The 25,874-nt window shown below is 36.4% G+C and carries 13 protein-coding genes; 4 read left to right on the top strand and 9 right to left on the bottom strand.

Annotation, left to right across the window (positions count from 1 at the left end; all coding sequences use genetic code 11):
* Positions 1-198: 198 nt before the first annotated feature.
* The 6 genes from AsAng_RS11325 to AsAng_RS11300 all read right to left on the bottom strand — a co-directional run bounded on the left by AsAng_RS11325 (position 199) and on the right by AsAng_RS11300 (position 17,263).
* Complete coding sequence (locus AsAng_RS11325) at positions 199-1,209, bottom strand: glycosyltransferase family 2 protein (protein ID WP_264792896.1); 1,011 nt, start codon at positions 1,207-1,209, stop codon at positions 199-201.
* 71 nt (positions 1,210-1,280) lie between these two features.
* The gene (locus AsAng_RS11320) at positions 1,281-2,807 is read right to left on the bottom strand and encodes a hypothetical protein (protein WP_264792895.1); all 1,527 of its coding nucleotides are present in this window, start codon (positions 2,805-2,807) and stop codon (positions 1,281-1,283) included.
* A 334-nt stretch (positions 2,808-3,141) separates the two neighbouring features.
* Positions 3,142-4,110, bottom strand: coding sequence for a PorP/SprF family type IX secretion system membrane protein (locus AsAng_RS11315; protein ID WP_264792894.1), 969 nt, complete (start codon positions 4,108-4,110; stop codon positions 3,142-3,144).
* Positions 4,111-4,230: 120 nt separating this feature from the next.
* Complete coding sequence (locus AsAng_RS11310) at positions 4,231-9,246, bottom strand: gliding motility-associated C-terminal domain-containing protein (RefSeq protein WP_264792893.1); 5,016 nt, start codon at positions 9,244-9,246, stop codon at positions 4,231-4,233.
* 284 nt (positions 9,247-9,530) lie between these two features.
* Positions 9,531-15,434, bottom strand: coding sequence for a T9SS type A sorting domain-containing protein (locus AsAng_RS11305; RefSeq protein WP_264792892.1), 5,904 nt, complete (start codon positions 15,432-15,434; stop codon positions 9,531-9,533).
* A 335-nt stretch (positions 15,435-15,769) separates the two neighbouring features.
* On the bottom strand, positions 15,770-17,263 hold the full coding sequence (locus AsAng_RS11300; RefSeq protein ID WP_264792891.1) for an acyl-CoA synthetase: 1,494 nt from the start codon (positions 17,261-17,263) through the stop codon (positions 15,770-15,772).
* A gap of 174 nt (positions 17,264-17,437) precedes the next feature.
* Between AsAng_RS11300 and AsAng_RS11295 the strand changes: the two genes are divergently transcribed.
* Positions 17,438-18,433: a T9SS type A sorting domain-containing protein gene (locus tag AsAng_RS11295; RefSeq protein WP_264792890.1), complete on the top strand. Its 996-nt coding sequence runs from the start codon at positions 17,438-17,440 to the stop codon at positions 18,431-18,433.
* Here the strand turns inward: AsAng_RS11295 and AsAng_RS11290 are convergent, their stop codons facing one another.
* From AsAng_RS11290 to AsAng_RS11280, 3 genes are all read right to left on the bottom strand, one after another.
* Positions 18,434-19,435: a DUF4846 domain-containing protein gene (locus AsAng_RS11290; protein WP_264792889.1), complete on the bottom strand. Its 1,002-nt coding sequence runs from the start codon at positions 19,433-19,435 to the stop codon at positions 18,434-18,436.
* A gap of 23 nt (positions 19,436-19,458) precedes the next feature.
* Positions 19,459-20,190, bottom strand: a complete 732-nt coding sequence (locus AsAng_RS11285; RefSeq protein WP_264792888.1) for a DUF547 domain-containing protein — start codon at positions 20,188-20,190, stop codon at positions 19,459-19,461.
* 350 nt (positions 20,191-20,540) lie between these two features.
* The gene (locus tag AsAng_RS11280; RefSeq protein WP_264792887.1) at positions 20,541-21,305 is read right to left on the bottom strand and encodes a hypothetical protein; all 765 of its coding nucleotides are present in this window, start codon (positions 21,303-21,305) and stop codon (positions 20,541-20,543) included.
* 488 nt (positions 21,306-21,793) lie between these two features.
* Between AsAng_RS11280 and AsAng_RS11275 the strand changes: the two genes are divergently transcribed.
* The 3 genes from AsAng_RS11275 to AsAng_RS11265 all read left to right on the top strand — a co-directional run bounded on the left by AsAng_RS11275 (position 21,794) and on the right by AsAng_RS11265 (position 25,726).
* A complete protein-coding gene (locus AsAng_RS11275; protein ID WP_264792886.1) occupies positions 21,794-22,921 on the top strand; it encodes a PorP/SprF family type IX secretion system membrane protein in 1,128 nt (375 codons plus the stop codon).
* A gap of 130 nt (positions 22,922-23,051) precedes the next feature.
* Positions 23,052-25,346 (top strand): OmpA family protein, encoded by a 2,295-nt coding sequence (locus AsAng_RS11270; RefSeq protein WP_264792885.1) that lies wholly within the window; start codon positions 23,052-23,054, stop codon positions 25,344-25,346.
* 68 nt (positions 25,347-25,414) lie between these two features.
* Positions 25,415-25,726, top strand: coding sequence for a DUF1573 domain-containing protein (locus AsAng_RS11265; protein ID WP_264792884.1), 312 nt, complete (start codon positions 25,415-25,417; stop codon positions 25,724-25,726).
* Positions 25,727-25,874: the final 148 nt, after the last annotated feature.

The following is a 25,874-nucleotide window of genomic DNA, read 5'->3' as shown; positions in this document are numbered from 1 at the left end:
AAACTACTTAAAAGGGACATTATTATACTATATGAGCATACAATATAATGTTTGTTGGGGTATTAAGCAGTTTTAATACAGCATTATTGGTAAACGGGGAGTTTTTAAGTGTAATCGACTACAAAATTAGTAATAGATTTGGATAAAACATGCTTTTGGAAAGAAAAATGAAGGTTGTTAACCAAAAAAATAAATTTTTTAGCAAAAAAAGAAAAAATCTTTCATGCTTGTTAAGCCTTGTTTGCTAAATGATTCTTTGATTGTTTTTTGAGCAATAGGTTCTGCTATCGCTACAATAATTTGCGGCTGAATTAAGGTTGAAAGATGGGAGGTCGGATAGAGGCGTTGTTGATAAATATCTTTGCCAATTTTGTTTTTATTATTGCAAATCCAAGTAAAAGGCACCTTGGCATTGGTAAGCATTTGGGCAATGCATTTTCCTTTTTTTCCTGCCCCCCAAAGCACTAAAGGGCGCTTGTTGTTGTTGCTTAATTTTAGAAAATAATGAATTTTGATTGCTAAAAAATTATTGTCCGCATAATTGGGATCATGCCTAGAAGTTCTACCTTGCGAATCTCTCCAGTGATGTAAAACTTCAGTTGTTGGGATACAAATTAACCCCGCTTCATAAAAACGAAAACACAAATCATAATCCTCTGGATAACGATCCAAATTAAAAGCATTGCAGCGTTCTAAATCAGTTCGATAAATCATCCAACAAGGGGAGGGAATCACACATTCTTTATACAGTTCTTTAAAATTTTCTCCTGTACTACTGAGCCCATTCAGCCATTGCGCATAACGTTGATAGCCATTGCCAAGCGTTTCGGCACTAAAATACTCTACTAAACCCGTTGCTAAATGCCCCATTCCTCTACTAAGTAAGGAAGTACTTAGACGCTCTAATTTAAAAACAGGCATTATGTCGTCCGAGTCCATTCGAGTAATCAATTGTCCTTTGGAGTGAGAATAAGCCAAACGGAGCGCAGGGATGATTCCTCGTTCTTGATTATTAAGGACAACAATCTGTGGATAATCTTTGGCATATTGTTGTAGTATAGCTAAGCTAGCATCAGTAGAATGATCGTTAACAGCAATTAATTCCCAATTGGAATAGGTTTGCGCAAGAATAGAATCTAGGCATTCAACTAAGAACGGAGCCGTGTTTTTAACGGGCATAAGGATGCTAATCAGGGGCAATGTCATCATTTAAAGGGTTGACTAAGTAAATTGTAAGAATGGTGTATACTTTTATGGGGTCAATTATTTACATACCATATTTATGATCTGAACATTGTCTTGGAGTTAATTGTTTTTAATATGATTGCCCAAAGGTTTTGATAAGGGATGATCTCTAATTCATGAATCAAGCCTCTGTATTTTAATGATTTATTTTCTAGACGATCAAGGTATTTTTGATGCACTCCAATATTTTTGTAATCAAAATGCGCCTTCGCTAATTGTTGCAGCAAACGAACAAACTGAGTCACTCTATAGTGTTCTTCTTGTTTTAATAATCGGTTAGAGTAGCCTTTTAGGCGTTCAATCCGTTCAAATGCTTCCCCCAGTCGTTCTTCTTTTAATAAAAACAGTACTTGCCCAATGACCAATAGAACGGTAAAAATTCGTTGGTTTTTAGGAAAGATAACAGGCTCCTCCAAAAAACGTTTTACCCTGAACTGCTTGTAGCGTTTAGGTCTTTCAAAGCTTTGTTCAGGATTATTCCAAAGCAAAAAACAAAGATAAACTTCAAAAGCATTCCATTTTTCTTTCTCGTCGCTCGTTAATTTCTTGAAGCGTTTATCTTCGTAGGCTCGTCCAAATATGCGGTGAGCTTTGGAGTAATTTTGAGTATGCAGCGCTAATAGTAAATAATATTCCATCAATTTCATGCAGACATCATTTCGCTCAAAAATAGTTAGGTATTTTTCTGCTTCAATTTCTCCCTGTGCAAAATCTTGCAGATGCAAGAGGGCAAGCATCTTTTTGGAGGCAATTTCTGCCAACTTATCTTCTCTATAAAATCGAGGATTTTCTTCAATGTATTGCTCTGCTTGTTGACAAATTTTATATAAGTTTTGATAGTCATTTTGCATCTCATAATAATGAGCAGAGACAATATAATAATTGTATACAATAACTGGAGAACTATGTAGCTGAGATAATTCTAGCAACCTCGCACAGTATTTTTCAAATTGAGGAATGAATGGTTGTAGCTTAGAAGCTGATTTGAGGCTGTTCATAACGATGCGCTGGTAATACTCTTCCGACTCGATTTCTGCTGTCAGAATTATTTGATATTGCTGGCAAAGGTTATTGTATTCCTCATATAATTTTTCATTCTTTTCCAACATGGCATGCTCTCTCAGTATTCTAGCTGCGTTAACCACAATATCAGCAAAGTCAAATTTTAGCGCAATAGATATAATACTTCGAGCTAGCTGTGCACCTGTTTGTTGTGCATTGTTAGAGAGCAATATTTTTACCAAAGTCCAATCTTTGTGACAGCAATAATAGGCACGGTTGTAATTAGAAGTTGCTGATTGATTGACATCTAAAAAGAATAAAGTATTGAGTAATCGCTTTTTGAATCTAGATTTTAATTGACGGTATTTGTCATCGGTAGGGTTGCTGTTGTAAAGCTTTGTAGCAGCTTCTTGATCATCCTTTAACGCCCCATCCATCAAGAGACCATAAAAATCATTGAATTTTGAATTTTTTTGTTTCAAAGAGTGATCATCGAAGATTTCAATCTTTTTTACCTTCTTTTTAGTTACAATTTTAGAAATTTCTAGTAGATACTTCATGTGCTGTTTTATTATCCCCAATAAATAAGCAAAATTAGTTTTTTGATAAGAATCAGTTCACCAATGCTCAACAACAAAAATCCCTATTAATTGCTGTTAGGCAACAAATGATGAGTAGGTAAGTGGAAATACATATTATCAATAAAACATAATTTCTATCGTGCTCTTATGTCACATATTGCCATAAATGTAAGGATTTTTAAATGTAAAAAGAAGCCTAATTCACATAAATTATATTTTTTATTATATAATGTATGATTTCTAATGCATTAAAAAAAGCCCAATACCAAATAAGTATTGAGCTTGTCTTTTTTATTAGAAAAAACTGTTTTGTTTACAAGGTTCCATCTGGTTCATCAGAGGCTTGTTTAGGAGCAAATAAGTCGCTACTAGGAAATTCATAACCAATCATCAACTCTGTAGAGCCTAGGCTATGTTGTTGAAAGGTATTTAATGCAATATCAAAACCTAGCAATACAGGAACTTTTTTGTCAAATAAGAATTTGCATTGAAAAGAAAGGAAAGCTGGCGAGCGGTAAAACAAGCCAAACGCCATTTGTTCGTCTAATACATGCACCATTATACCACCATCAAATTGAGGCAGAGAACCTTGAACGTATTTTACCATCAGAGAAGGTTCAATAATCATTTTCTTTTCTGGTAATCTAAACTTGTACGCCGCAGTCAAGAAATAATGACGATAGCCATGCCCAATAGGATCTCTACCATTGGCACTATTTCCATAATCAATTTTTGTTTGAATTAAGTTAGGAGCAGCAAAACCAATGGATAAGTTTTTGGTATAAAGAAATATACCAAGTTCCATATCGGCACTAGTAACGCCTCGATCGCCATTGGTGACAGCTTGGTCGTTGGGATCAATTAAATGGATCATATCTGTACGGATAATGTTGTGCGCTAAACGTCCTGAAAGACCAACCGATAAACGCACTTTCTCCGCCAAACGAATGTGAGACGCTAAAGATACTTTTCCACCCCAACGGGAGCTAGGCCCTGTAACATCTCCAAATACCAAAGCACCTAATGCTAAAAATGTTTTGTCAACGCTTTTTTTAGTCAAAATTCCTTGGTAAGTCAAACCAAAGGTTTGTGGGGCACCAGGAAAACGAACCCATTGCCAACGATGGAACAGACTGAAAGAATGATTGCCTTTTGAGCCCGCAACGGCAGGATTTATTAAGAACGCATTGCTATTGTATTGGGCAAACAATGGGTCTTGTTGTGCATTTGCTTCATGACAAAGAAATAGGAAGCCAATACATATTATAATGAAATTTTTCATAATCATATTCTTTATAATATTCTATGCTTTGCATTATAGCACTTCGAAAAAGCACTGAAAAGCATTTGTTATTTAAATAAGTAGCCAATGCTCCATAACTAGAGCATTGACTACTCAAAATCATCGAATAATAGTAACTGTTCCTTTGTAAATAGTAGGATTATTAAATTGTGGATCGTCTACAGAAATAACATAATAGTAGGTGGCATCAGGAACGTGCTGTCCTAGGTTGGTGCCATCCCAAGTACCGTCATAATTTTCCGCTTCAAAAACCAGTTGTCCCCATCTGTTGAATACCTGTACTCTATTGGTATATAAATTTAAACAAGGAATTTCCCACAAGTCATTGACCCCATCATTATTCGGCGTAAAGCCTGCATGGTGAGGAATACAACGCCCAACTTCTACCAAAACAGAATCAGAATCTACACAACCCAATGTGTCAGAAACAGATAATACATAGGTAGTCGTGCTAAGTGGTTGTGTGCTCGTTGTGGCAGACAATGGATTGCTAACATTATTGGTTGGTGTCCAACTATAATTGTTGATATTGCCCGTACTAGCACTACCATCTAAGGTTGCTATTTGCCCCACTAACATATTAGGAGGCGTAGAAGCATTGGCAACGGCTTGAATAGAAGTAAAGGTCGCAGCCAAAGAAGGTGTATCGCATTGCAAAGCATCAAATACTACAATAGACCAGTTGTCACCATTACTTAAGTTGACATTAAGCGTGCCTGAAGTGCCATTAGAATTCACTAAGTAAGCAGTCATTGTACCATTAATCGTTACATTGGCAATATAATCATCATTGCCATTGGTAAGGGCAGGCAACCCTCCTGTAATTTGTAGACTCAACAAACCATTGCCTACGGAATCACAGCTGTAATTATAAGTACCAGAACCACCATTAATAGCTACGCCAACATAGGTGGGATCGCTACAGATATTGCCACAATTACTTGCATTCCAAAGGAAGGTTCCACCAATGCTATCAACACCACATTGACTGTTATCAGTTACAACAACCAACCAATTGTCTCCATCTTGAACATTAAAGGTATAATCTGTGGTATCGCCAATGGTTCCTAAAACAGGAATTTGATAACCAGATGCTCCTGTTGTTGTTGCTCCAATGATGGTTACTAAATAATTAGAACCATCTGTCGCAGGTAAACCGCCACTCAAACGAATGGTAACATCAGCAGATTTGTCTGTCAAACAAACATAAGGTTCTACTTGTACTGCTAGTGCCAATGGGTTATAATTAAAGGTGCCCGCTGCGGTATCTGCACAGCCATTGCTATCTACTGCTATGACCATCCAAGCATCGCCATCCGCTACGCTAAAGTTATAGATGCCTACATTTTCTTGTGTAGAACCGTTTTGCCCTGCAATACTAGATCCAGAAGTTGTAATGGTATATTGACTGCCATCAAAAGATGGCGCACCTCCTGTCATAAAGAGTGTTACAACAGCATCTCCATTAGAGTTACAAGTATAAACCGTACTGTCAACAGGGTCGGGTAGTATTTGAACAGGCATCATGTTACAAATTGGACAGTGTGCCGTATCAAAAGTATAGTTATCCATCAAGGTATCTGTACACATATTAATGTCGAATACATCAAAGGTCCAGCTATCCCCATCGTTAACGACAAAAGAGAAATTCGCAGCACCACCAATTACCCCTGCTAATTGTGCATTTTGGTAGTTTTGACCAAATACAGTAGAACCAGCAATGTTAACGCTGTAGTTAGAACCATCAATGCTAGGTTGACCACCGTTAACGGTAATTTGCACTAAAGCAGTTCCATCCATATTACAGTTGTAGCTAAATGTACTGTTAATCGGGTTTAATAGACAATAATCAGGGCAATTGATCAAGTTATAATCAAAGGTGCCTGAAACCGTATCAGGACAGCCATTGTTGTCTAAAACAATTACCATCCAAGCATCGCCATCCATCACACTAAAAGAGAAAGGAGTGGCAGCAGGAGCGCCTGTTCCAGGAGTAGTGTAGGTACCATTACCATTAGGAGTTGTAGAGCCACTTACGGTAGAAGTGTAATTTTGTCCCGCAGTAATCGTAGGTTGTCCACCATTAAGGAAAATGGTCACTAAGGCAGAATCACCTCCTGGGTAACAAGTATAAATAGAACTGTCAATCGGATCAGGTGTAATAATAACTGGATTATTAACACATGGATCTTGACAAGGCGTTGCATTTACAATTTCCGTTTGGTTACAGTCGTTGTTGTCTGTTACGGTTATGGTGTAAATATCTGCTGTAGGGATGGCATACTGAACGGTTGCACCGTTAGCAGATTGCCCCATTAGAACCGTATCACCTGCTGCATTGGTAATTAAATAATCAAATAAGGTTCCATTGTAAGCAGGAAACCCTCCTGTAATGGTAAAGTCAATTATACAGTTGGTTGAATTGTAGGTCGTAGCGATGTTAATGGGCGCTAAAAATACAAATGGTGCTCCATTTTCAGCACTTGCACTCGGACAAGTTAGTGCTCCCCAAGTATTGATTTCATCTGCCATAGGACTGACGTAATGCACTGCATTTAGAGAGACAGGATTTGCTCCGTCGTTGACCCAATATTGTGGACGAGCATAAACAGAATCGATAAAGGTGAAGTTACCATTGATAATAGAATCAGGAATGTTCACACTATCTTGGATGACAAAACCAATGTCCAAGCAATTCGCAATACGAGTAGTAGAAACACCATTGCCATCTACCATAACGCTAGGATAGAGGGTGTCCCCAAAACAAATATACCCTGTATCAACAGCCGTATAGTTAAAGGTGTCGTCTAGCACGGTATATTGAGCATCACCAGCATAGACTTCAATTTCATTGATGTACTCAATGATATATTGCCCCTCATCGCCAGGATGACTACCATCCAATTGGATCGCATAGACCGTACCTGGTGTTAAACAGCAAAGTCCTACAATATCACCATTAAAACCTGTTGTGCCGCTAAATTCTGCGGCAATTTGAGCCGTTCCTTGTGTGCCATCTAATGTATAAGTGGCAGGTTGCAAACCTCCATAACACAAACTGTCTTGAAGTAAAGGATAAATCGCATAGTTTAGGCTATCTAAACCAACATAAGCTCTCAATTTGATTTCAACTACCCCCGATGGTGGTACTGTGAAATAATGCCAAACCGTTTGATCGGCACGATTGGCTGCATTGGGATGAGAGAATGGTTCTCCTGCCAGCGTTTCAATACAAGCATTGGTGTTGTCACCCGCTACCGCAGAAAAAGGAATGGTTTGGTTGGCTGGTTTTACTGGAATTTCAAAGATGGTATCCAGCATACTCAAACATAAAATATCGTTTGGTGGAGGGTTATTGGCAGGATCGGAGGCGCTAGGGTCATAGACCCAAACTTCTGCTTCATCTGCTGTTGTTGCACCTTGAGGATCTACTAGACCATAATAAGTATAGCCTGGCTCAAGGCATTGTTCCATAATGATGGCGGTTTTAGTACCACCTAAAATGCCACCAATGCCACCTTCTGCATCTGCTATTTGCGTAATGTTAGAACAAAATAAATCAGCAGGAGTACCTGCACCAAAGCGAGGATCTGGGGCATAGAGCGCTGTGTTTTCATTTTCATTGACAAGTGCATTGTCAAAATCAGCCTCAAAATAAATACGTCCACTATTAGCAGCTGTAAATTGAATCCACATACTACCATCTAAACCGTTTGATAAGGTTGGCGTATAGTCATAAGCACGGAATTGTGTGGCATCTGTTCCTGTATAGGGAGCGCCAATTTCTTCGTCACTAACAGCAGAACCACCCAAAAAAGTGCCTCTTTGTAATTGAGTTGAGAAAGCTTGTCCTCCAGCTTCTGTACGAACAGTTGTTGATTGAGCATCAGCAGAAACATCTGTTCCTAAACAGGGAATGTCATGATTGTGGAAAGGCGTCCCTCCTAAATCTTCTATTTTAAGACTAACGTAACCTCTCTCATTGCTTTGGTCGGTTGTTAATTGAATGTAGTAGGTTTCTCCTGCAATTAGGGCATGGCCATCTCGAACTTGTGGAGGAAATGAAACAGGGACATTAAGTATGTCACAAAAATAACCTGTTGCTTTCCCATCAGTAAGTGGGAAGTTATCATTGGCATCACCATGATAAGAAAGGTATTCAAATTTTGATTTTATAGGAGGAGAAGCTGCATAAACTACCCAATTATTAGTACCATGTAGGCAGCCCGCACCATCGGCTGCATGATATATCACCATTTCTGTTCCAAAATCGGTGCTATTTAAATTGGTTTCAATTTCTACTTGACCACTAGCAGGAGCCGTGAAATAAAACCATGCAGAACCATGTGCATTGATGTTTCCTAGTCTTGGTTCATTGGGCTCTAAAGGTAATTGATTGCCGCACCAAGCAAATTGTTGAGTCGTATTGTTGACCGGAATTTGGATTGCACTACAGATATTGTTAGCAACATAAGTTACAGGCAGTGGGAGATGCTCAATTAAAAGCGTAATTCGATATTCCTGAGGTGCATTACAATTGTTATTGCCTGTTGCAGAATAAACTTGAGTGCTACTATTTCCGACGGTAGGTAGACTTAAAGACATATTCTGAACACCTGTGTTTCCTTCATTTAATACTGTACTATAAGAACCTGGATCATCATTATCATATCCAATCCAATCTATGTCAAATGAAGTTGGAGCATTACATGGATATTCTAAGTCAAATATAACTCCATTATTAGGATTAAAATTAACTCCGTTAGGAGCTGCTACAGTTCCTAAATAAGGACCATTGTCATTGTCTTTATAAAAATGATTAGAGCCTCCTCCTAATTGCCCAGAGGGAAGAGGACTTAAGTTAGGAACAGAAGGAGATGTGTTACTATTTCCTTGACCATCATCAACTTTGATTTCCCAAACAAAATCACTTTGGCCACCTTCTAGAGGTATATTAAGAAGTGGGATATATGTTGTGCAATAGCTATTATTAACAGCTTCTAATTGTGTAACTGTAATTCTTACTCTTCCCTGCCCCCAGCTCGTATAACTAATCGAGCAGAGAAATAAGCAACAAAGTAAGAGTTGCAGTTTTTCGTAAGTAGTTTTTATCATATTCTAGTACAAGTTTGTATTAAGAAAGGTTATTTTGTTTTTTTAGGATTGAAAATATTTTGTATGGATTTTTGAAGAGCAGGGGATTTTATTTTAGCCTTTAAAATTAGGAAAATTTTAACATTTTGAAAGTATTTAATAATAATTCTTTTGTTTAACCCTTGGTTAATTTTGCGCTTATTAAAAGATAAGTATTTGGTTTTCTTTTGGCAAAGGACAAAAAAAACCTTTAAGCAAAAATCGCTTAAAGGCTACTATTTTTCGATTAAAAAAAAGAATTGTTGTTATTTCATTAAAATAACTCGTTTGGTAATGTATTCTTGATTAATCATCATTTTGAGGATATAAATTCCAGATTGTTGTTGATTTAAATTTAATTCAAAGGTGTTTTGATTGTTGTTATTTATTGCTTGAACTTTGCGTCCTGTTATATCGTAAATTTCAATCTGATCTATTTCATTTTTTTGTGAACTGCTTGTGATTTCTAAAATTACTTTTCCTGTTGTTGGATTAGGGGTGAGTTTGGTAGAAATTGTATTGTTAGGAATTGGATTTGTTGCTAATAAATTGTAACTATTAGGTTCTAATGTAATATCAGAATCTAGAGAATTGTTAACAGTCATAGGACGTAAATAAGCTCCTGTTACTGGGTTGATTTTAGATATAAAACCATCTACAACATCTTGATTTCCATTAATACCTCCTGTTAAATTATTACTGCCTAGAGATGTTGTGCCTCTAAGGTAGAAAGGAGCATATATATTACCAGAGTTATCTGTTTCTATATCTAAATTGCTAAAAATAGAATGTATATCTGATGGAGGTGAAAGAGGAATAATAGAAGTATTTGTATTAAGCCATTGTAGATTTCCTGTATTATCAAAATTGAGAGTAAAAGCTCCTTGATATCTATCAAAAGTTGGATAGGCACTCATTGCTGTATAATTAATAGTTGTACCATGAAAGGTAATGCTAGGAAAATAAAGAGGAGATACTGCAGATGGGTTTCCTAATAAAAAACTACCATTGACTAAATAGGAAGAATTACTAATGCTTAAGTTGCAACGGTATGTATAGTTACCTATTATATTGGGGTTAGGAGATGATGTTGGTGTTGCTATAGGTTGAACCCAACTCAAACTACCATCTAGAGCATTGATTCTTAGTAGATGTGTGCCAAAGTTATGCATATATGGCTGAGTTGTTGAAAACAGTGGTTGTGCTGTACTAGGTAATAGGATACCTAAATGGGTGTTACCTTCACATTCGATGTCAAACTCAAAACTAGAAGCTTCTAAATATCCAATATCTATACTGCGACTACCATATACTTCTGCCCATATTTCATTCCCATTATTACTATATTTTAAAACAAAAATGTCTATGTCATTATTAGAAAAAGAAGGCATTCCATCATTTAAAGAGGTAGAGGTGGAACCAACTACAGTGCCATTAAAATTAAAGCTAGTATTGGTGCTTCCTATAGCGTATACATTTCCTGTGATATCAATAGCTAATTTTCCAGAGAATGTTGCTATATTATTCAGAGAATTGACCCAATTTGTAGAAATAGATGCTCCATTATCAATATACGCTGCAATATAGGTTATTCCCCCAGGAGCATTGCAAGAAAAACAAAAATTTCCTAGATTGTTGTAATTAATAACGGTATTGGGGATAGTTGTAAATGTAACTGCATTTGATGAGGAACCAAATAGTGACCCAATGATAAAAACCTCTTCATTAGTACCATTGTAATAGGTTTCAATATCAGTAACCCAGTCTTCGCCTATTCCTCCTTCTACTTTAACCCAGATAGGGGTTCCTGTAGCATCATATTTAATGATGGCTATATCTGCACCACCTTGGCTAATGTATGTTATTCCATTGATTATAAAAGAGCCTATAAAAGAAAATGAAACATAAATATCTCCATTGAATCCAACTTCTACGTCCGGACCTGTTTTGAGATCTATTAAGTTACAACTTGGGATTTCTATAGCCCATTCAAAACCACAAGCACTATATTTGACTAAGAAAGGACTAAGAAGACTAGTGCAGGTATGGCTTTTTATTAAAGTATCTACATTTGCCCCTTCTATGAAATGGATATCATTACTAAAAAGCCCAACACTATAAATTTCATCATTATTGCTAATTGCAGTTGCTGTGAAAAGAGCAGGGTTCGTATGAGTGGGATTTTCAGTTTCAATAGGAAATCCAATAGTGCCAACACCTAGTATACTTAACAAAGGACTACATCCATCAGGAAGGTTACAGGTAGCTCCATCGGCAGAAGAAACTTCAGCACAGACCTGAGCATCTCCACAAGGACCTAGGACATCAATTTGAACATTGCTAATGGTGTATTGGTCGCCAGCTAGAATTGTTCCAACATTCGTAGGGGTAAAAGTATGCGAGAGTCCTGCGGAAAGAGGACCAGAGAGTAGATCAACTATTACATTTTGAACATCATAAGAGCCATTGTTTTGGATGGTAATATCTACAAAGAAACTATTTCCGATAGTAAGCGGTGCCGCTGTTGACGGAATAATAGCAATAGACATTGTACTTCCTGCAACAATATCAATGTCTGTAGTTAGGTTAGAAGCTGTATTGGTACAAGCAGAACTGCCTGAAATATCCATAAAAACAGCTTGAGTACTGGGGGTACTTGCTCCAATAGGAATTTCTATTTCTATTTGTAATAAAGTACAAAGCGGATTCCCACCAGTTCCCAAATTCAAACCTGTAATTTGACCATTTACAAAATCTTGAGTATTGGCGTATAATAAACCACTTCCTAGAGGTAATTGAACCTCTAAATCAAGCCCTGATACAGGAACATCAGAACAAATATCATATTCTATAACTACTTTGTTGCCTGGGCAAGGTGTGCCAACAACTGTAGAAGTAACGGTTAGTTGCGGTTGGGTAATTTTTTCTATGGTCATCTCATCTAATAATATATATTTAGAATAACAGGAGGTTGGCGTTCCTGGAGGACGAAATCCGGATCCAAAAGCAGGGTGAAAGATAACATGTTGAATATTAGGAGTGTTTACATGGAAGTCTAAGGTGTATTGTTTCCAAGAGTATGCTCCTGTAGTGTCGGGAGGATTATTAATGGTAATACCTTTGTTTAAAGCAGGAGTGTAGCTTGAACAGGTTGTATTTCTTCCGTCAAAGTATAATGGACAATTGCTTAGAGATGTAGGCAAATAGGGGGCATTAATAGGATCGTAGAGGTTATTTACTCCATTAATACATGGTGGGGCATCACTTAATGCCATTCGAAAATCCACATCAATACAGGGTGTGAAGGCCCAAAAGGTAAGTCTATAATTATCCGTTCCTGTTGTTGAAATGTCTAGAGGTGCTGCTAGAGGGAGATATATGTGGTCGTAGTTTTGAATTGTAGAGCTGAGACTAATCATTCCTATATAGCTATTTTTATTAGGAAAGCCAATGGGGAACGGAAGTGGAGGATTAGCAACAAAGTTGCCTGTACATCCGTATAAATTTTGATTAAGCATAGACCAATTAGGTGATTGAGTCGTTGTATTAAAACGCACTAATTCAGTTGTCGCAACAACTGTCGCACTACCAAAAGTAGGAATTCCTGAATTTTCATAGGTTGTCTTAAAGTCATCAAAAATGCCAACTGTATGACCTGTCGCATCTCCTGTTATAGTTTCGAAATCACCAAAACAAAGTAAATTGCAACTACTGGTAGATAAATTACAGGCAGGAAAAGGAGGAGGGGATACTGTTATGAATATTAAAGCATTAGATCCGCTGTTTCCATTGAGGCAGATTGGTGTGTATTGGATGATTGCTGTACCCCAGAAAGTGGGATCTGCTGTAAAGCTAAACTCTGTTGTAGTTGCATTACTAATTGTTCCAAAACTCGTTAGAAGAGTAGTGAGATTATAAGAGCCTCCTGGATTACCATCATTTGTCAAAAAGTCACTAGCATTGATTGTAACGGTTCCTCCATTTGGTACAACAATAGTAGTTCTTAGGTCATCATCAATTCCTGAAACAGGGCATGGAGAACTACAACTTGCGTAAGTTTGGTAAGGAACATTATTGGCTGGAGTTCCCACAGCTGAATTACCATAACTCGTCCCTAATTGATAACCAATATCACATAAAGTATTAAATTCTTGTTGATTAGGTGCACGTTGCATTTCTCCTGGGGGGAGACAAGCGTTCATTATATAACCATTATTAGAAGCACACCCTTGACCATTGGTTACCGAACAATTAAAATGACTTAAAATTGAAAAGTTCCAAGAAGAAGGTAGATATATATCTTGATTTGGGTTAGTAGTACTATTAAACTTTACATCAGCAGTACAATTCGCTGTACCAAGGAAGGCACTAGCGGGATTTAATATGCCTGTTGTTGAGTTGATATAAGGAGTTCCTGCAGCATTTTGTAAATAAGTATCAAATCTATTATATAACTGAGATCCATTTAATTTGCTTGAATTAGTATTAACATCAATCAATGAATAAAAACCTAGAAGGTGCAAGGACTCATGTAATATTGTTGAATATAAGTCTGTTTGGTTAATTGGTGTTGTGTTAGTCCAATTGGTATTATTTAAGAAAAAATTAGGTAGCTCGAAATCTACACGAAAAGACCCATGATAAGAATTAGGGTTCCATCCTGGAGTATTAGCAATAGCATTGGTGCCAGATCTAATGGTTTTGTGAACTAACCCATCTATAGTACCATTGTTATAACTAGTAATTATATAAGGACTAGCCACAGCCAGAACACCTTGATCTATCTTATTGACAGAAGTGTTTTCTAAGGGAGCTCTTCCATCAGATTTTTTTACTTGGATTTGAACTAAATTAGAGGAAAGTGTACCTGTTGGATTAACCAATAGGCTTAAGTCTTCAAAAACTCTACATGTAACCGCACGTCTGTCAGCTCCTAAAGTTGGATCATCAAAACCATAATCCCTATTGTGAATCATATCCTCAAAATGAAGTTCAAAAATTCCACAACTACAGGAATTTGGGGTGCTACCGATAGACTCTAGGGGCTCAGGGATAGTTACTTCCTTAGGGAGGTAACGATTACCAAACCTATCATACATTTTTAAGGTAGGTAGGGGATTAGGGAGTGGAATTGTATTTTCAAAATCTTCTAGTGCTTGTACTGCATCAGAGGCGATTTTTTCTTCCCCACAATAAGAAAAATTAGAGTTGTTTACCTCAATTACTTCACTATGATAAGCTGAACAGCCGTTTTCATTGGTTGCTTTAAGTCGAATGATAAATACGCCTTTTCCAAATGAATGTTGCCAATGTTGGTTAGTGCTAAGAATTTGATTATCTAAACTCCACTCATAACTAACAGCATTTATTGAGGTATTGGTAAATTTAACCCATTGAGAGGCTAAGGGGGTAGATGTTGTTGTCAAGAAATTAGCATTAGAACCACAACATTCTATAATACATTTATTGCTAGTCCATTTTGGATCTTGATGGTCATTGTTTAAACTATTTCCTAAATAAGCATGGTGTTGAACTAGAGCAATGTCATGAAAAAATTGACCACTAGTTTCATTGATATCCCAATGTGCTAATAAGCCATAGGAATTTTTGGGGAGGCACTTTTGATTCCAATCAAAAATATTTTGATTGGTTCTAGCAACCTCCCAAAAACGAATTTCTTCTATATAACCTTTAAAAGGAGTATGGATATTTGCGCCATCAGCTCCAATAATTAGATTTTCTTTAGTATTAATATTTGTAAGATTAGGGCCTCTAGAATATGCTTTGTCATCTATGAATAAAGTGACTTCTTCTTCCATTCGTCTAAGTGCAATAGAGTGACAACCAGGTTCTTTAAGAACGGTAGCATCAATTTTATAGCTTTTTGTTCCAATTTCTGCAATTAATTCGATATTCTCTTTGGTATTAATAATGAGAGCGAAACCGTTAGTGCTACTATTTCTTTTTGAAATTATAGTTCGTATAGTTTTATCTATAGGAACATTTCGAATTGTTACTTCTATAGTAAAATTATGCTTGTTTAAATCGAAATCACTGTGATGGTAAACAGTAGCTTTGTCATCTATACCGTCGAAGTGACTCGCAGATTGAGCCCAAGAAATAGAACGACAACTAAATAATAATAAACCTAAAAAAAATATTTTTAACATGATATTGAGTTTTGTATGTTTTTGCAAACATAAGTTTTCTTTTAATAAGAAAAAAGGAGAAGAATGTATAGATTGTGTTGTTCATTGAACGGAACAATATAATTTATGAGTGGAGCATTATTTTAAACCGATAAATTAGAATAGAGAATGTAGGAAACAAATTATTTTTTTAGATCAAAAATTAATCACTTCAATGATATGAAAGGCATATTTAAAATTAAGTTCTCAAAAAGTAACAGGGTAGTTGAAATTTTAGCTAAATAGCCCAAGATTTTTTATGGTCATAATCACTACTTATAAAAGTATTTCAATAAAATGATAATGTAGTTAGTTTACTAAAACAACTTCTTTAATTCATTTTTAGTTACTTTTCCCAGTACATTTCTAGGCAACTCATTTTGGAGGATAAACTGACGAGGTATTTTGTAGGCAGGCAATCGTTCTTTGAGCCATGTTTGAAGGGCGGGAAGTTTAATATTGGTCTTACCAATAGGAATAAGGCAGGCAGCAACAACTTCGCCCCATTCTTCGTTGGGAATGCCTACGATGGCACAATCGCTAATGGCAGGATGCAGACGAAGTACATCTTCAATTTCTAAGGCTGAAATTTTATAACCACCAGATTTGATAATATCAACAGAGTCTCGCCCCAAAATTTTATAATAACCATTGTTTAGCATCGCAATATCACCACTTAAAAACCAACCATCAGGGGTAAATGCTTTTTGAGTAGCGGTTGGTTTTTCCCAATACTCTTTAAAAACATTGGGGCCTTTGATTTGAATTTCTCCTGCAATATTTTCAGCATGAACAAGCCCTTGCTCATTAACTAGGCGAATTTGTATGCCTGGCAGGGCTTGCCCAATGTGTCCTGCACGTCGTTCTCCTCGATAAGAATTAGAAATGCCCATTCCTATTTCTGTCATTCCATAACGTTCTAACAAAGTATGGCTGCTGATGTTACGCCATTTTTCTAAAATGGGGACAGGAAGTGCAGCAGAGCCCGATACCATCAATCTGAATTGTTGAAGGGCTTGACTGTATTGTTGTTGTTGGGTAAGAGTGGCTTTTTCCCAATGCGCAATCAATTTAAAATAAATGGTCGGTACGGCCATAAATAGGTTGATCTTGCCTTCTGTAAACAAGCCCCAAACCTTGGCTGCATCAAACTTTGGTAAGAATTCACAACAAGCGCCTACCCAAAGCGCACAACTCATGATATTAATAATGCCATGAACATGATGGAGCGGAAGTATATTAAGAATGTGGTCTTCTTTTTGCCACTCCCAAGCTGTGACGAGTGTTTGGATTTGAAAATTAATATTGGCATGAGTGGTAACAACTCCTTTAGGAAGGCTAGTTGTTCCACTGGTATAAAGGATCATTGCTCGGCGATTTTCCGCTATAGAGGGTAAAGGGCGAAGCTTAATGGAATCCAATAAATCGTTTGTTTTAAACAACTGGATACCTAACTGTTTTGCTAATGGAGCAAGCAGTTGATACTGTGATTCATCGACAATAAGAATACTGGATCGAGTATTTTCGATAACATATTGTAAAGAAGGAAGCGGATGCAATACACACAGTGGAACCGCAATTCCGCCTGCTCTCCAAATTCCCCATTGAATGGCAGTATATTCAAAACTAGGAGCAACTAAAAAGGCAACTCTTGCTTCTGCCAAATCGGTTTGATCTCCTAGTAGATGGCTTGCTACAAGTGCCGAGCTATCCAATAGTTGTTGATAGTTATAAGCCTGTTGGTTGGAAACAATTGCCGTTCGAGTCTTCCATTGTTGTGCCCGTTGGATTAATGACAGTTTTTGGTTCATATTGTTCTAAATTTAGTGTCTTTCGAAATGAGATGAATTGGAATGTCAATATTGCGTCAAGTTAAGGAATTGTAGGCTAAAAAAAATGAATCTTAACCAACTTTCAGCAACCTTTTTACTAGAGTGGGGTTGTAGCATAATGAGAAATGCTATTTTGACAATAAATAAAAAGATATGAAAAAAATACTCGCTTGCTCTATGCTCTTTTTGGCTTATTTTAGCTTGGAAGCACAGGTGCCTAGAAAAATTTTGGTAGAACATTTTACCAATACCCTTTGTCCACCTTGTGCTAGTCGAAATCCAGGTTTTTACACTAATTTGAGCAACCAAACAAATGTCTTGCATTTGTCCATTCATTCTAGCGCTCCCTATACACAATGTCTGTTGTATCAACAAAATTCTGGTCCAAGTGATGCTAGAAGATCGTATTATACTGTAAATAGTACGCCAACATTAGTGATGAACGGATTTAGTATTCCTTCATCTAATGATTATAGCCAAGCCTCTATTTTTACCCCTTTTCAGGGGCAGACTAGTCCCATTAGCATTCAGTTACAACAACAAAAATATGGAAATGACTCCTTGAAGCTGCGAGTAATTGTAAAAACAGTGGCAAATCATAATTTGGGAGCACAGCAATTGTGGGTTGGCTTGGCAGAAGATACTGTATTTTACAATGCCCCTAATGGAGAAGGAACGCATTATGATGTGTTTAGAGCGCAGTTAGATTTGGGAGCAGTGACCTTACCAACCACCCTTGGAGATTCTCTAGTGTATGAATACAACGCCTATGCAAATGCAGCTTGGGATTTTAGTCGAATATTTGCCTTTGCTATGTTGCAAAATAGCGCTAATCAATCGGTAACCCAATCAGAGGCAACGACGCCTAGTACCAATAATTGGACGGTAAATAGCCTTGTTACGCTACCAACCAAGGTGTTAAAAGGCGTGCAATTATTTCCTAATCCGACAAAAAGCTGGCTCAATATTCGGTTGGAAAGTAGTGAAGAGACCCGTATGTTGTTGTACACGATTTCTGGTCAATTAATAGAAACGCATAGCTTTCTTAAGGAAATGACGGTTAATTTAAAGCACTTACCGAAAGGGATTTATTTACTTCGCCTAGTCAACCAAGAAGGAGTAATTAGCAAAAAGGTACACATAGAATAACTAGAATTGTTTTAAGCTATTTCGATCAAAAGTCCATTCAGGCGTATTTAGTTGTTCTCCAAAATCTTCCGAATACCAAGGGGATAGACTTTGATCGTTTAAGTTTTTGAGAATGTGAATACTTTGAGCAGGCATATAACTTTGAGCAACTAAAAATATTTTTTTGCCTGTTTTTGGGTGCTTGGCAACATCCATAACTAAGATAGCATGTCCAGGGAAACCACCCCAAATAAAAACATCCCCTGGCATAATGTCTTTGACGGGTTTAGATCGCAACTCTTTGGACAAGGAGGCTGTACCAGCATAAGAATAAACATTGGTTAGATATTTCTTAAAGTTAGCATAAGAAGAATTGACACTTCCAGAAGGGCTACTAAAACTTACTTTATTGCCTTTTATTTTAGGCTTTTTTCCTTTGCTCCAATCCGAAAAACGAATGGTGTGACCACTGGTATAATTAAAATGGATAGCTTCATAATCTTGTTGACTATAGTGGTATTCTGCCTTTAATCGCATAACAGCATCTGCACATTGTTGTAAGTCACGTTTTCCAATATCTATATTAAGTACTCGATGAGCTCCTGCTTGGTAAGCTTTTGTATTACCATTGTAGAGCATTACTTTACTACTTTTTGGTAATAAAGGGAGTCCTCTTAACCAAGTTCCAAATGAATTTTGGTCTAAGGAAATTCGTTGGTATCCTGAAGGTGTTGAAATTTGACGACTTAGCGCTAGTTCTTTAGGATATTCATCTAACCACTGGTAAAAGTGGGATGAAGCAGCAGGGATAGTGGTCGAGGGATTCGTAGGAGTCGAAGTGTTTTTTTCTTTTAGAGGGGGAATGACACTATCTGGTTTGGCAATACCATTTACTTGGTGAGCGACAGGCATAGGGGCAGGGGGAGTTGGGGTACTGACGGTTGTTTGGTTATCAGTTGCATTCTGACAACCATATAGGTGCAACAATAGGCTGAATAGCGCAATAAAAAGAAAAAATTTCATGGGCTTATTGTTTTGTGGGAGGACTAAAGCTCTTCCCAAGCATTTAAATTCCAGTCGTATTCATAATAATCTAACGTATAGCTGGAAGGTAGTTTTTGGCTGCGATGTGCATTAATAAAATCAATGATAGAAGGAAAAAAATCATTCTTATACCATTTAAAGATAGGAGAAAGCTTAACAATACCATCTTTATCTTCCAAATATAAAAAATTAGGATTGTCCAATGCCAGTTGGCACTGTTTATTAATCTGATAATTTAAATCACCTGGAGTATAGGCAAAAGAAGGAATTGGAGGACAACCCTTTGCGGCGCAAACTAAAACAAAGTGCAAGCGAGGATCTTTATATTCTTTAAAGATGATTTTGTACTCTAAGTGATCTAGGGTAATCATCTCGTTGCCAATTTTATGCTTATCTTTTTTGAAAAATTTATTGGTATCCTTTACTTTTTTGATGGGGTAATTGTCTAGAACAGCCTTGATAACAACAAGATTGTAACAATTGATTAAATAAGCCTTTCGTCGATAAACATCAATTGATTTGACAGGGGTTAGCCCAATGAAATCAATGAGTGGCTGCAAATTAGAAGGGTCTTGCTTAAGGTTGGCATACTTTATATTTCCATTGATGGCATAGTTTTTAAAAAAATCATCTGCATGGTTAAAAAATTCAGCGGCATCTTTTATGGGAGCGGCTTTTGAAGTTAGGGACAGAAATAAACAGGAGAAAAATAAGATAGATGTAAGTGTCCTCATAATACAAGTTTGAGTTATAAGTAAATGGGGGATTTGAACCAAAATGATAAATCTTTCTTACAAGAACGCAGAACCTATTTAGAAGTTGCTTAGAATTGGAAATTCTTTTATATGTTGCTGTTTTTTTACAATTCTTTGTTTATAAAAGGAATAAAAATAGTTTCTCTACTAGATGATTTTTGTGAAAATTAGAATTGGGTTAGCTTTTATCTATTTTTAGATCGCTTTGCCCTTATTAGATCCCAATTACAACTTAATTGGGATCTAAGGTCTAAGATAGGGCTAGAAAAAGCCCATTTTGTTAAATTTTAAAAACCATCGTGTAGAGTAAAAAATAGTGTATTTAGTATTTAATTAGCAGGAGCTGCTGCAACAATGACAAAGTCTTGATGGGTTGGGGCTGCAATTTGTTTTCCTGTTGCGTCCAATAACTCTAATTGGATGTGGTGTTTTCCTACGGTCAATCCTTCTATAAAATAAGCCTGCCAGCGATCAACTGTAAAGGTCGTTTCTTGATCAATTGTAATTTTTACAGTATTTCCTCCTTCGTTGATAGTGGTGCCAACAAGCACAAAATCGAGCAGCAATTGTTGAGCCTCTTCTTCTTGGTAAGTTCCGAGGGGGGCGTTATAGACAAGGTCTACATTTTGCAGGTTTTTGCTAGCAATTAATTCTCCATTTTGAACGGTGATTTCTTTTGCTAAAATAGCAGCAGGTTCTTTGATGGATTCATAAAAAGAGCGAGCAATAAAGGCGACTAATTTGTATCTTCCATTTTCGAGAGGATAATCAAATATATTTTCATTGCTAATATGGTGCTGAATACCATCTATACATAGGTGCAGATGGTTTCCTTTTTTAGTGGTGGAAGTGGTTCTGTTTTGGGAAAATGGAGTCATTCCCCCCAAACGTAGGTTTTGGGGCATAAACATCATCTTACTTCTTGTATAAGTATAGTTTTGTAAACGGACATCAGAATAGAGGATGTTGGAGTCTAATGGAGGGCAAGGAGAGAGGGTAATCTTTTTGTGGTTAATGCTGGATTCGTTATTGCTTGAACAAGCGGACATTAGAGCAAATAAAAGTAAATACAATAAAGTAGTATATGCAGACATTTTATGTGTATGTGTTAAGGTCGGTAGATCTTCAAATTGTTTAATTTTTTAAGCAAAGATATTTTTTTATTTTAAAGGGCAAAGGACAAACTTTAACATTTAGAAAACATTTTGTAGGAGGAGTAAAAAAAAGCAACTTTGCTCCTTATTTCAATAAGATAGAGCTATATATTGGTTTAAAGAGAATTAATTGCGATGAAATGGGGAAAATATTTTGAAAAAGCATACATTAGCGTTTAATAAAATGTTAAGGTTGTTTTAACAGAGGAAATCAACAATAACTCTTTGGGGATTTGACGAAATGTAGTTTTGAAAAGCCAATAAAGTAGCTATTTAATGATTTTTTGTTAAAAGTTAACAACTAAAACAGACGTTTGCTTACTTTCTGTAAATAAAAACTGTATATTTACCCAAAGTTATTTATAGCGGTATAAATCTTATTATTGAATTAAATTACGGTATTCGTACTTAAAAACTCCTCTTAGACGATGAAAATTTTAAAGAGTGTATGCCTGCTTTTTATAGTAGGTTTTTGTACATCCAGTAGTCAGGCCCAAGACATACATTATACAATGTTTGACATGGCTCCACTTGAGTTAAATCCTGTTTATACAGGGTATTATGCAGGTACTTTTAGAGTTGGAGGTATCTACAGGACACAGTGGGCTGGTTTGTCAGTTTCTACTCCTCCTTCTCTTAATAATAGTTCTCAAAGCTTTTCTGGTTTTCAAACACCATCTGCTTATATTGATGTCCCTTTTGGTATTCCTCCCAAAGACAAGAGCAAAAATATGAAAAGTTGGGCTGGCGTTGGGGTCTCATTTTATTATGATGCAGTTGGTAATGTATCAAACTTAGCAGCTAGCTTGTCCTTGGCTTATCATTTAGGACTTGGGCAAAAAGGCAATACAATTGTCTCTTTAGGCGTGCAAGGTGGTATTTTACAGCGCAGAATCTCTGGTGATTACACCTTCGAAGATCAGTTGCTTAATAATAATGCACCAACAACAGATCCGTTGTATGTTGGTGGAAATGTATCTAAAACGTTGCCTGATTTCTCAGGAGGTTTGATGGTAAGCCATAGAGGTAGAAGATTTGGATTGGAAGCAGCTGCTTCCTTAAACCATTTCACCAACCCGAACTATAGCTTTAAAACTCCAGACCAAAACGAGGCTGATGAGGCTAAATTGCCAATGACAATTATTGCCAACTTGGCGATGAAAATTGCATTGACTCAAAAAGGTAACTTGTTCTTAAGACCGTTGTTCTTCTTCCAAAATACATTAAATACAACTGGACAAGGAGAAGGTTTAAGTGCATTTGACTTGAATGGTCAATTGTTGTTGGGAATTCATTTCAATGACATGCAAGATATTACCTTGTACTTGGGTGGTGGTTATCGTGTAAGTGGTGACGCTATTGCTCGTATAGGACTAGACATTAAAGGATTAAAATTTGGATTTGCTTATGATATAAATACACACGCTCAAGGATTAAATTATAAATTATTCAACAATAACAACAGAGGAATGGCCTTTGAAGTAGCACTTTCGTATGTTGCTAAAATTTATAAAGTTCCTGTTATTGACGATGTCTTGATTTGTCCTCGTTTTTAATATAACTCCAATTTGAGATTAGAAATTTGCTACTGTGAATTTCTAATCTTGTTTTATTATAAGAAGCTAAAGAAGCAGCTTCTAAATATAGTATAGTAATCCACAACTTAATCTAAACTTATTTCGGATAATGAAACTGAATAATATATTAATCCTTATTACATTCTTATTTATTGGGCATTCGGCTTATGCACAACCCGTAAGTAATAACCTATCTAAGGATACCAAGGAAAAAATAGGTGATGAAGAGTTCAATAAAAAAAATACCTACACCGCTTTAGAATGGTACATGAATGCCTATTCTCATAACAACAAAGATGGTGCAGCTATTTATAAAATCGCCTCTACACATGAAATGTTAAGAGATTATAAAAGTGCTGCTGAGTGGTATCAAAAATTAGTTGATCTAAACGAAAAAGCCAATTATCCTTTAAGCCGTTATCAACATGCTAGAACCATGAAGATGACAGGTGACTATGATAATTGTATTCCTGAATTTGAGGCTTTTATCAAAGAATATCCTAATGATGCGCCAAAGGCAGATTATTACAAAAAAATGGCTCAAATCCATATTGATGGTGCTAAATGGGCTAAAAATAACGCTGAACCAACAGAAGAATTAATTATAGAGAATGTTGGTCCTAACGTAAACTCTCCATCTACTGAGGGAGGTGCTTTCCCAATTGGTCGTAATGAAATTATTTATGCTTCTTTGAGAGTAGATACTATTATTGTTAAAGAGGAAGGAGAAGATTATGAGCATGCTAAAATCTACACTGCTAAAGCAAATGATAAAGGAGAGTGGGAAGCAGCAACAGAATTTAATGCAGATGCCCTTCAAAAAGAAGGAATGCACGTTGTTGAGCCTACTTTTAACGAAGATCAAACTAAATTTTACTTTGTACGTGCAGAATTGATTGGTAACCAGTTGGAAAATAGCCGCATTTATGTAGCTGATTACGATGGTAGCCAAGTTAGCAATCCTAAATTATTGGATTTTAACTCTAGTTCTTATTCTTGTCAAGATCCTGCTTTTGCTACTTGGGACAACAAAAACTACTTATTGTTTACTTCTAATATGGAAGGCGGTAAAGGTGGAATGGATATTTGGTATGCTGAAATCAATGCAGATGGTACTACTAAAGAGCCGTTAAACCTAGAAGCTGTTAATACAATAGGAGATGATGTAACACCATTTTTTGATGAAAGAAATGGAAACTTATACTTTAGTTCTGATGGACATCCTGGATATGGTGGATGGGATATTTTCCGTTCTAACCGTTCTGACAATGGAACAATGGGCGAAATCGTTAACATGGGTGCTGGGTTCAATACTTATGTAGATGACTTTAGCTTTATTGTTAACAAAGTAGGTAACGATGATTGTTACGCTTATGTATTGTCTAACCGTCCTGGTACGATTTCGTTGAAAAGCGAAACTTGTTGTGATGACATCTTCTCTATTATTATGCCTGAGCGTTGTGACATTGCGATGAATGTTAACGTAATGGATGAGGTAACTGGAGAGCCTATGATTGGCGCTACTGTTCAATTGATTGATAAAGCAACAGGAAAAGTAGTTGACGAGCAAACCAATACAGAAGGTAATGATTATACTTTTATGCTAGATATGGGTAAAAAGTATGACATTGTTGCTAAAAAAGATGGTCATGGCGGAAGTACTGAAACTGCTGATGCAACTAAAGAAGCTTTAACAGAAGCTGGTTTAGACTTGACAAAACCTATGGAGTTGTCTAAGGAAGTTAAAATCAAGGAACTTGGTTTGATGGTTCAAACATTTAACAAAAGAACCAATGAAGCATTAGAAGGCGTAACAGTAATTCTTTATGATGCTGCTACAGGAAAAGAGATTAAGCAATTGAGTGGTGGAAGTAGCAATGAGTTTTCTTTTGTAATACCACGTGATAAAGATTATAAAGTTTTTGCTAACCGTGAAGGTTATATTGCTGATAGCAGAGTTATCGCTAAGAAGGATTTGGGAATGTTGCAAAAAATGTACTTGACTCCTCCTCCAGTATTCTACAATGTTTATTTCTCGTTTAATAAATCAGATATTAGACAAGGAGCAGCTGATACCTTAGATATGGTGTTAAAAACATTGAATGAAAATCCTGAAATGGTAGTAGAGGTAAGAGGTCATACCGATGCTAAAGGTTCTGATCAATACAATATGAATCTTTCTAACAAACGTTCTACTGCTGCCATTGCTTACTTGGTAGGTAAAGGTGTTGCTAAAGATCGTCTTCAGCCTAAAGCTTTGGGTGAAGCAGAACCAGCAGCAGAAAACGAAAAAACAGATGGTTCAGATAATCCAGAAGGACGTGCACTTAACCGTCGTGTAGAATTCAAAATTGTCAATGGTACGTTGGGAGCAACAACAACAGAGCCTGAAAAAAAAAACTAGAGGTTAACACGGTTGCAGCATCAACTAGTTCTAGCTCAAATAAACCTGGTGATAAACCTAGAACAACTTTGGGCTTTGATGCACCAATTATGAAAATTGGACCAGTAAAATTTGGAGAAATAGAAGAATATACGCTTGAATTTACCAATACAGGCAAAAATGATTTTAAAATTTTCCATTTAGAAGGGGGATGTATTTGTACAGAACCATTGGATTGGTCTAGAGGTGCCATCAAACCAGGACAAAAGGGATTTATCAAGTTTAGATTTGATTCTTCTCAAGCAAAAGTTGATCCTGCTTATGCTTCTAGCTTAAATATCTACGGAAATGTTCCTGATGATATGATTATTTATGATATTGAGGCAAACGTTGTTAAATAATTGCCAAACAATAATTTCTAAAAAAACCATCTTGAAATAGTTCAAGATGGTTTTTTTATGTTTACTTTTAAACGTTTATAGTACCGTTTGCTTTTATAGGGGAATAAAAGCATTTTATATGCTAGATTAAGCGATTTGTTATTGCTTA

Origin of the sequence: Aureispira anguillae (assembly GCF_026000115.1) — a bacterium.
Lineage (GTDB): Bacteria > Bacteroidota > Bacteroidia > Chitinophagales > Saprospiraceae > Aureispira > Aureispira anguillae.
Note: the sequence above shows the minus strand (reverse complement) of the source record. Positions and strands in the feature narration are given on the sequence as shown.

Excerpts from the sequence above, each read along its gene's own strand:
- AsAng_RS11295 (WP_264792890.1), top strand. The coding sequence starts at position 17,438 with ATGAAAAAAATACTCGCTTGCTCTATGCTCTTTTTGGCTTATTTTAGC.
- AsAng_RS11290 (WP_264792889.1), bottom strand. The coding sequence starts at position 19,435 with ATGAAATTTTTTCTTTTTATTGCGCTATTCAGCCTATTGTTGCACCTA.
- AsAng_RS11270 (WP_264792885.1), top strand. The coding sequence starts at position 23,052 with ATGAAACTGAATAATATATTAATCCTTATTACATTCTTATTTATTGGG.
- AsAng_RS11325 (WP_264792896.1), bottom strand. The coding sequence starts at position 1,209 with ATGATGACATTGCCCCTGATTAGCATCCTTATGCCCGTTAAAAACACG.
- AsAng_RS11285 (WP_264792888.1), bottom strand. The coding sequence starts at position 20,190 with ATGAGGACACTTACATCTATCTTATTTTTCTCCTGTTTATTTCTGTCC.
- AsAng_RS11305 (WP_264792892.1), bottom strand. The coding sequence starts at position 15,434 with ATGTTAAAAATATTTTTTTTAGGTTTATTATTATTTAGTTGTCGTTCT.
- AsAng_RS11320 (WP_264792895.1), bottom strand. The coding sequence starts at position 2,807 with ATGAAGTATCTACTAGAAATTTCTAAAATTGTAACTAAAAAGAAGGTA.
- AsAng_RS11275 (WP_264792886.1), top strand. The coding sequence starts at position 21,794 with ATGAAAATTTTAAAGAGTGTATGCCTGCTTTTTATAGTAGGTTTTTGT.
- AsAng_RS11315 (WP_264792894.1), bottom strand. The coding sequence starts at position 4,110 with ATGAAAAATTTCATTATAATATGTATTGGCTTCCTATTTCTTTGTCAT.
- AsAng_RS11280 (WP_264792887.1), bottom strand. The coding sequence starts at position 21,305 with ATGTCTGCATATACTACTTTATTGTATTTACTTTTATTTGCTCTAATG.
- AsAng_RS11300 (WP_264792891.1), bottom strand. The coding sequence starts at position 17,263 with ATGAACCAAAAACTGTCATTAATCCAACGGGCACAACAATGGAAGACT.
- AsAng_RS11310 (WP_264792893.1), bottom strand. The coding sequence starts at position 9,246 with ATGATAAAAACTACTTACGAAAAACTGCAACTCTTACTTTGTTGCTTA.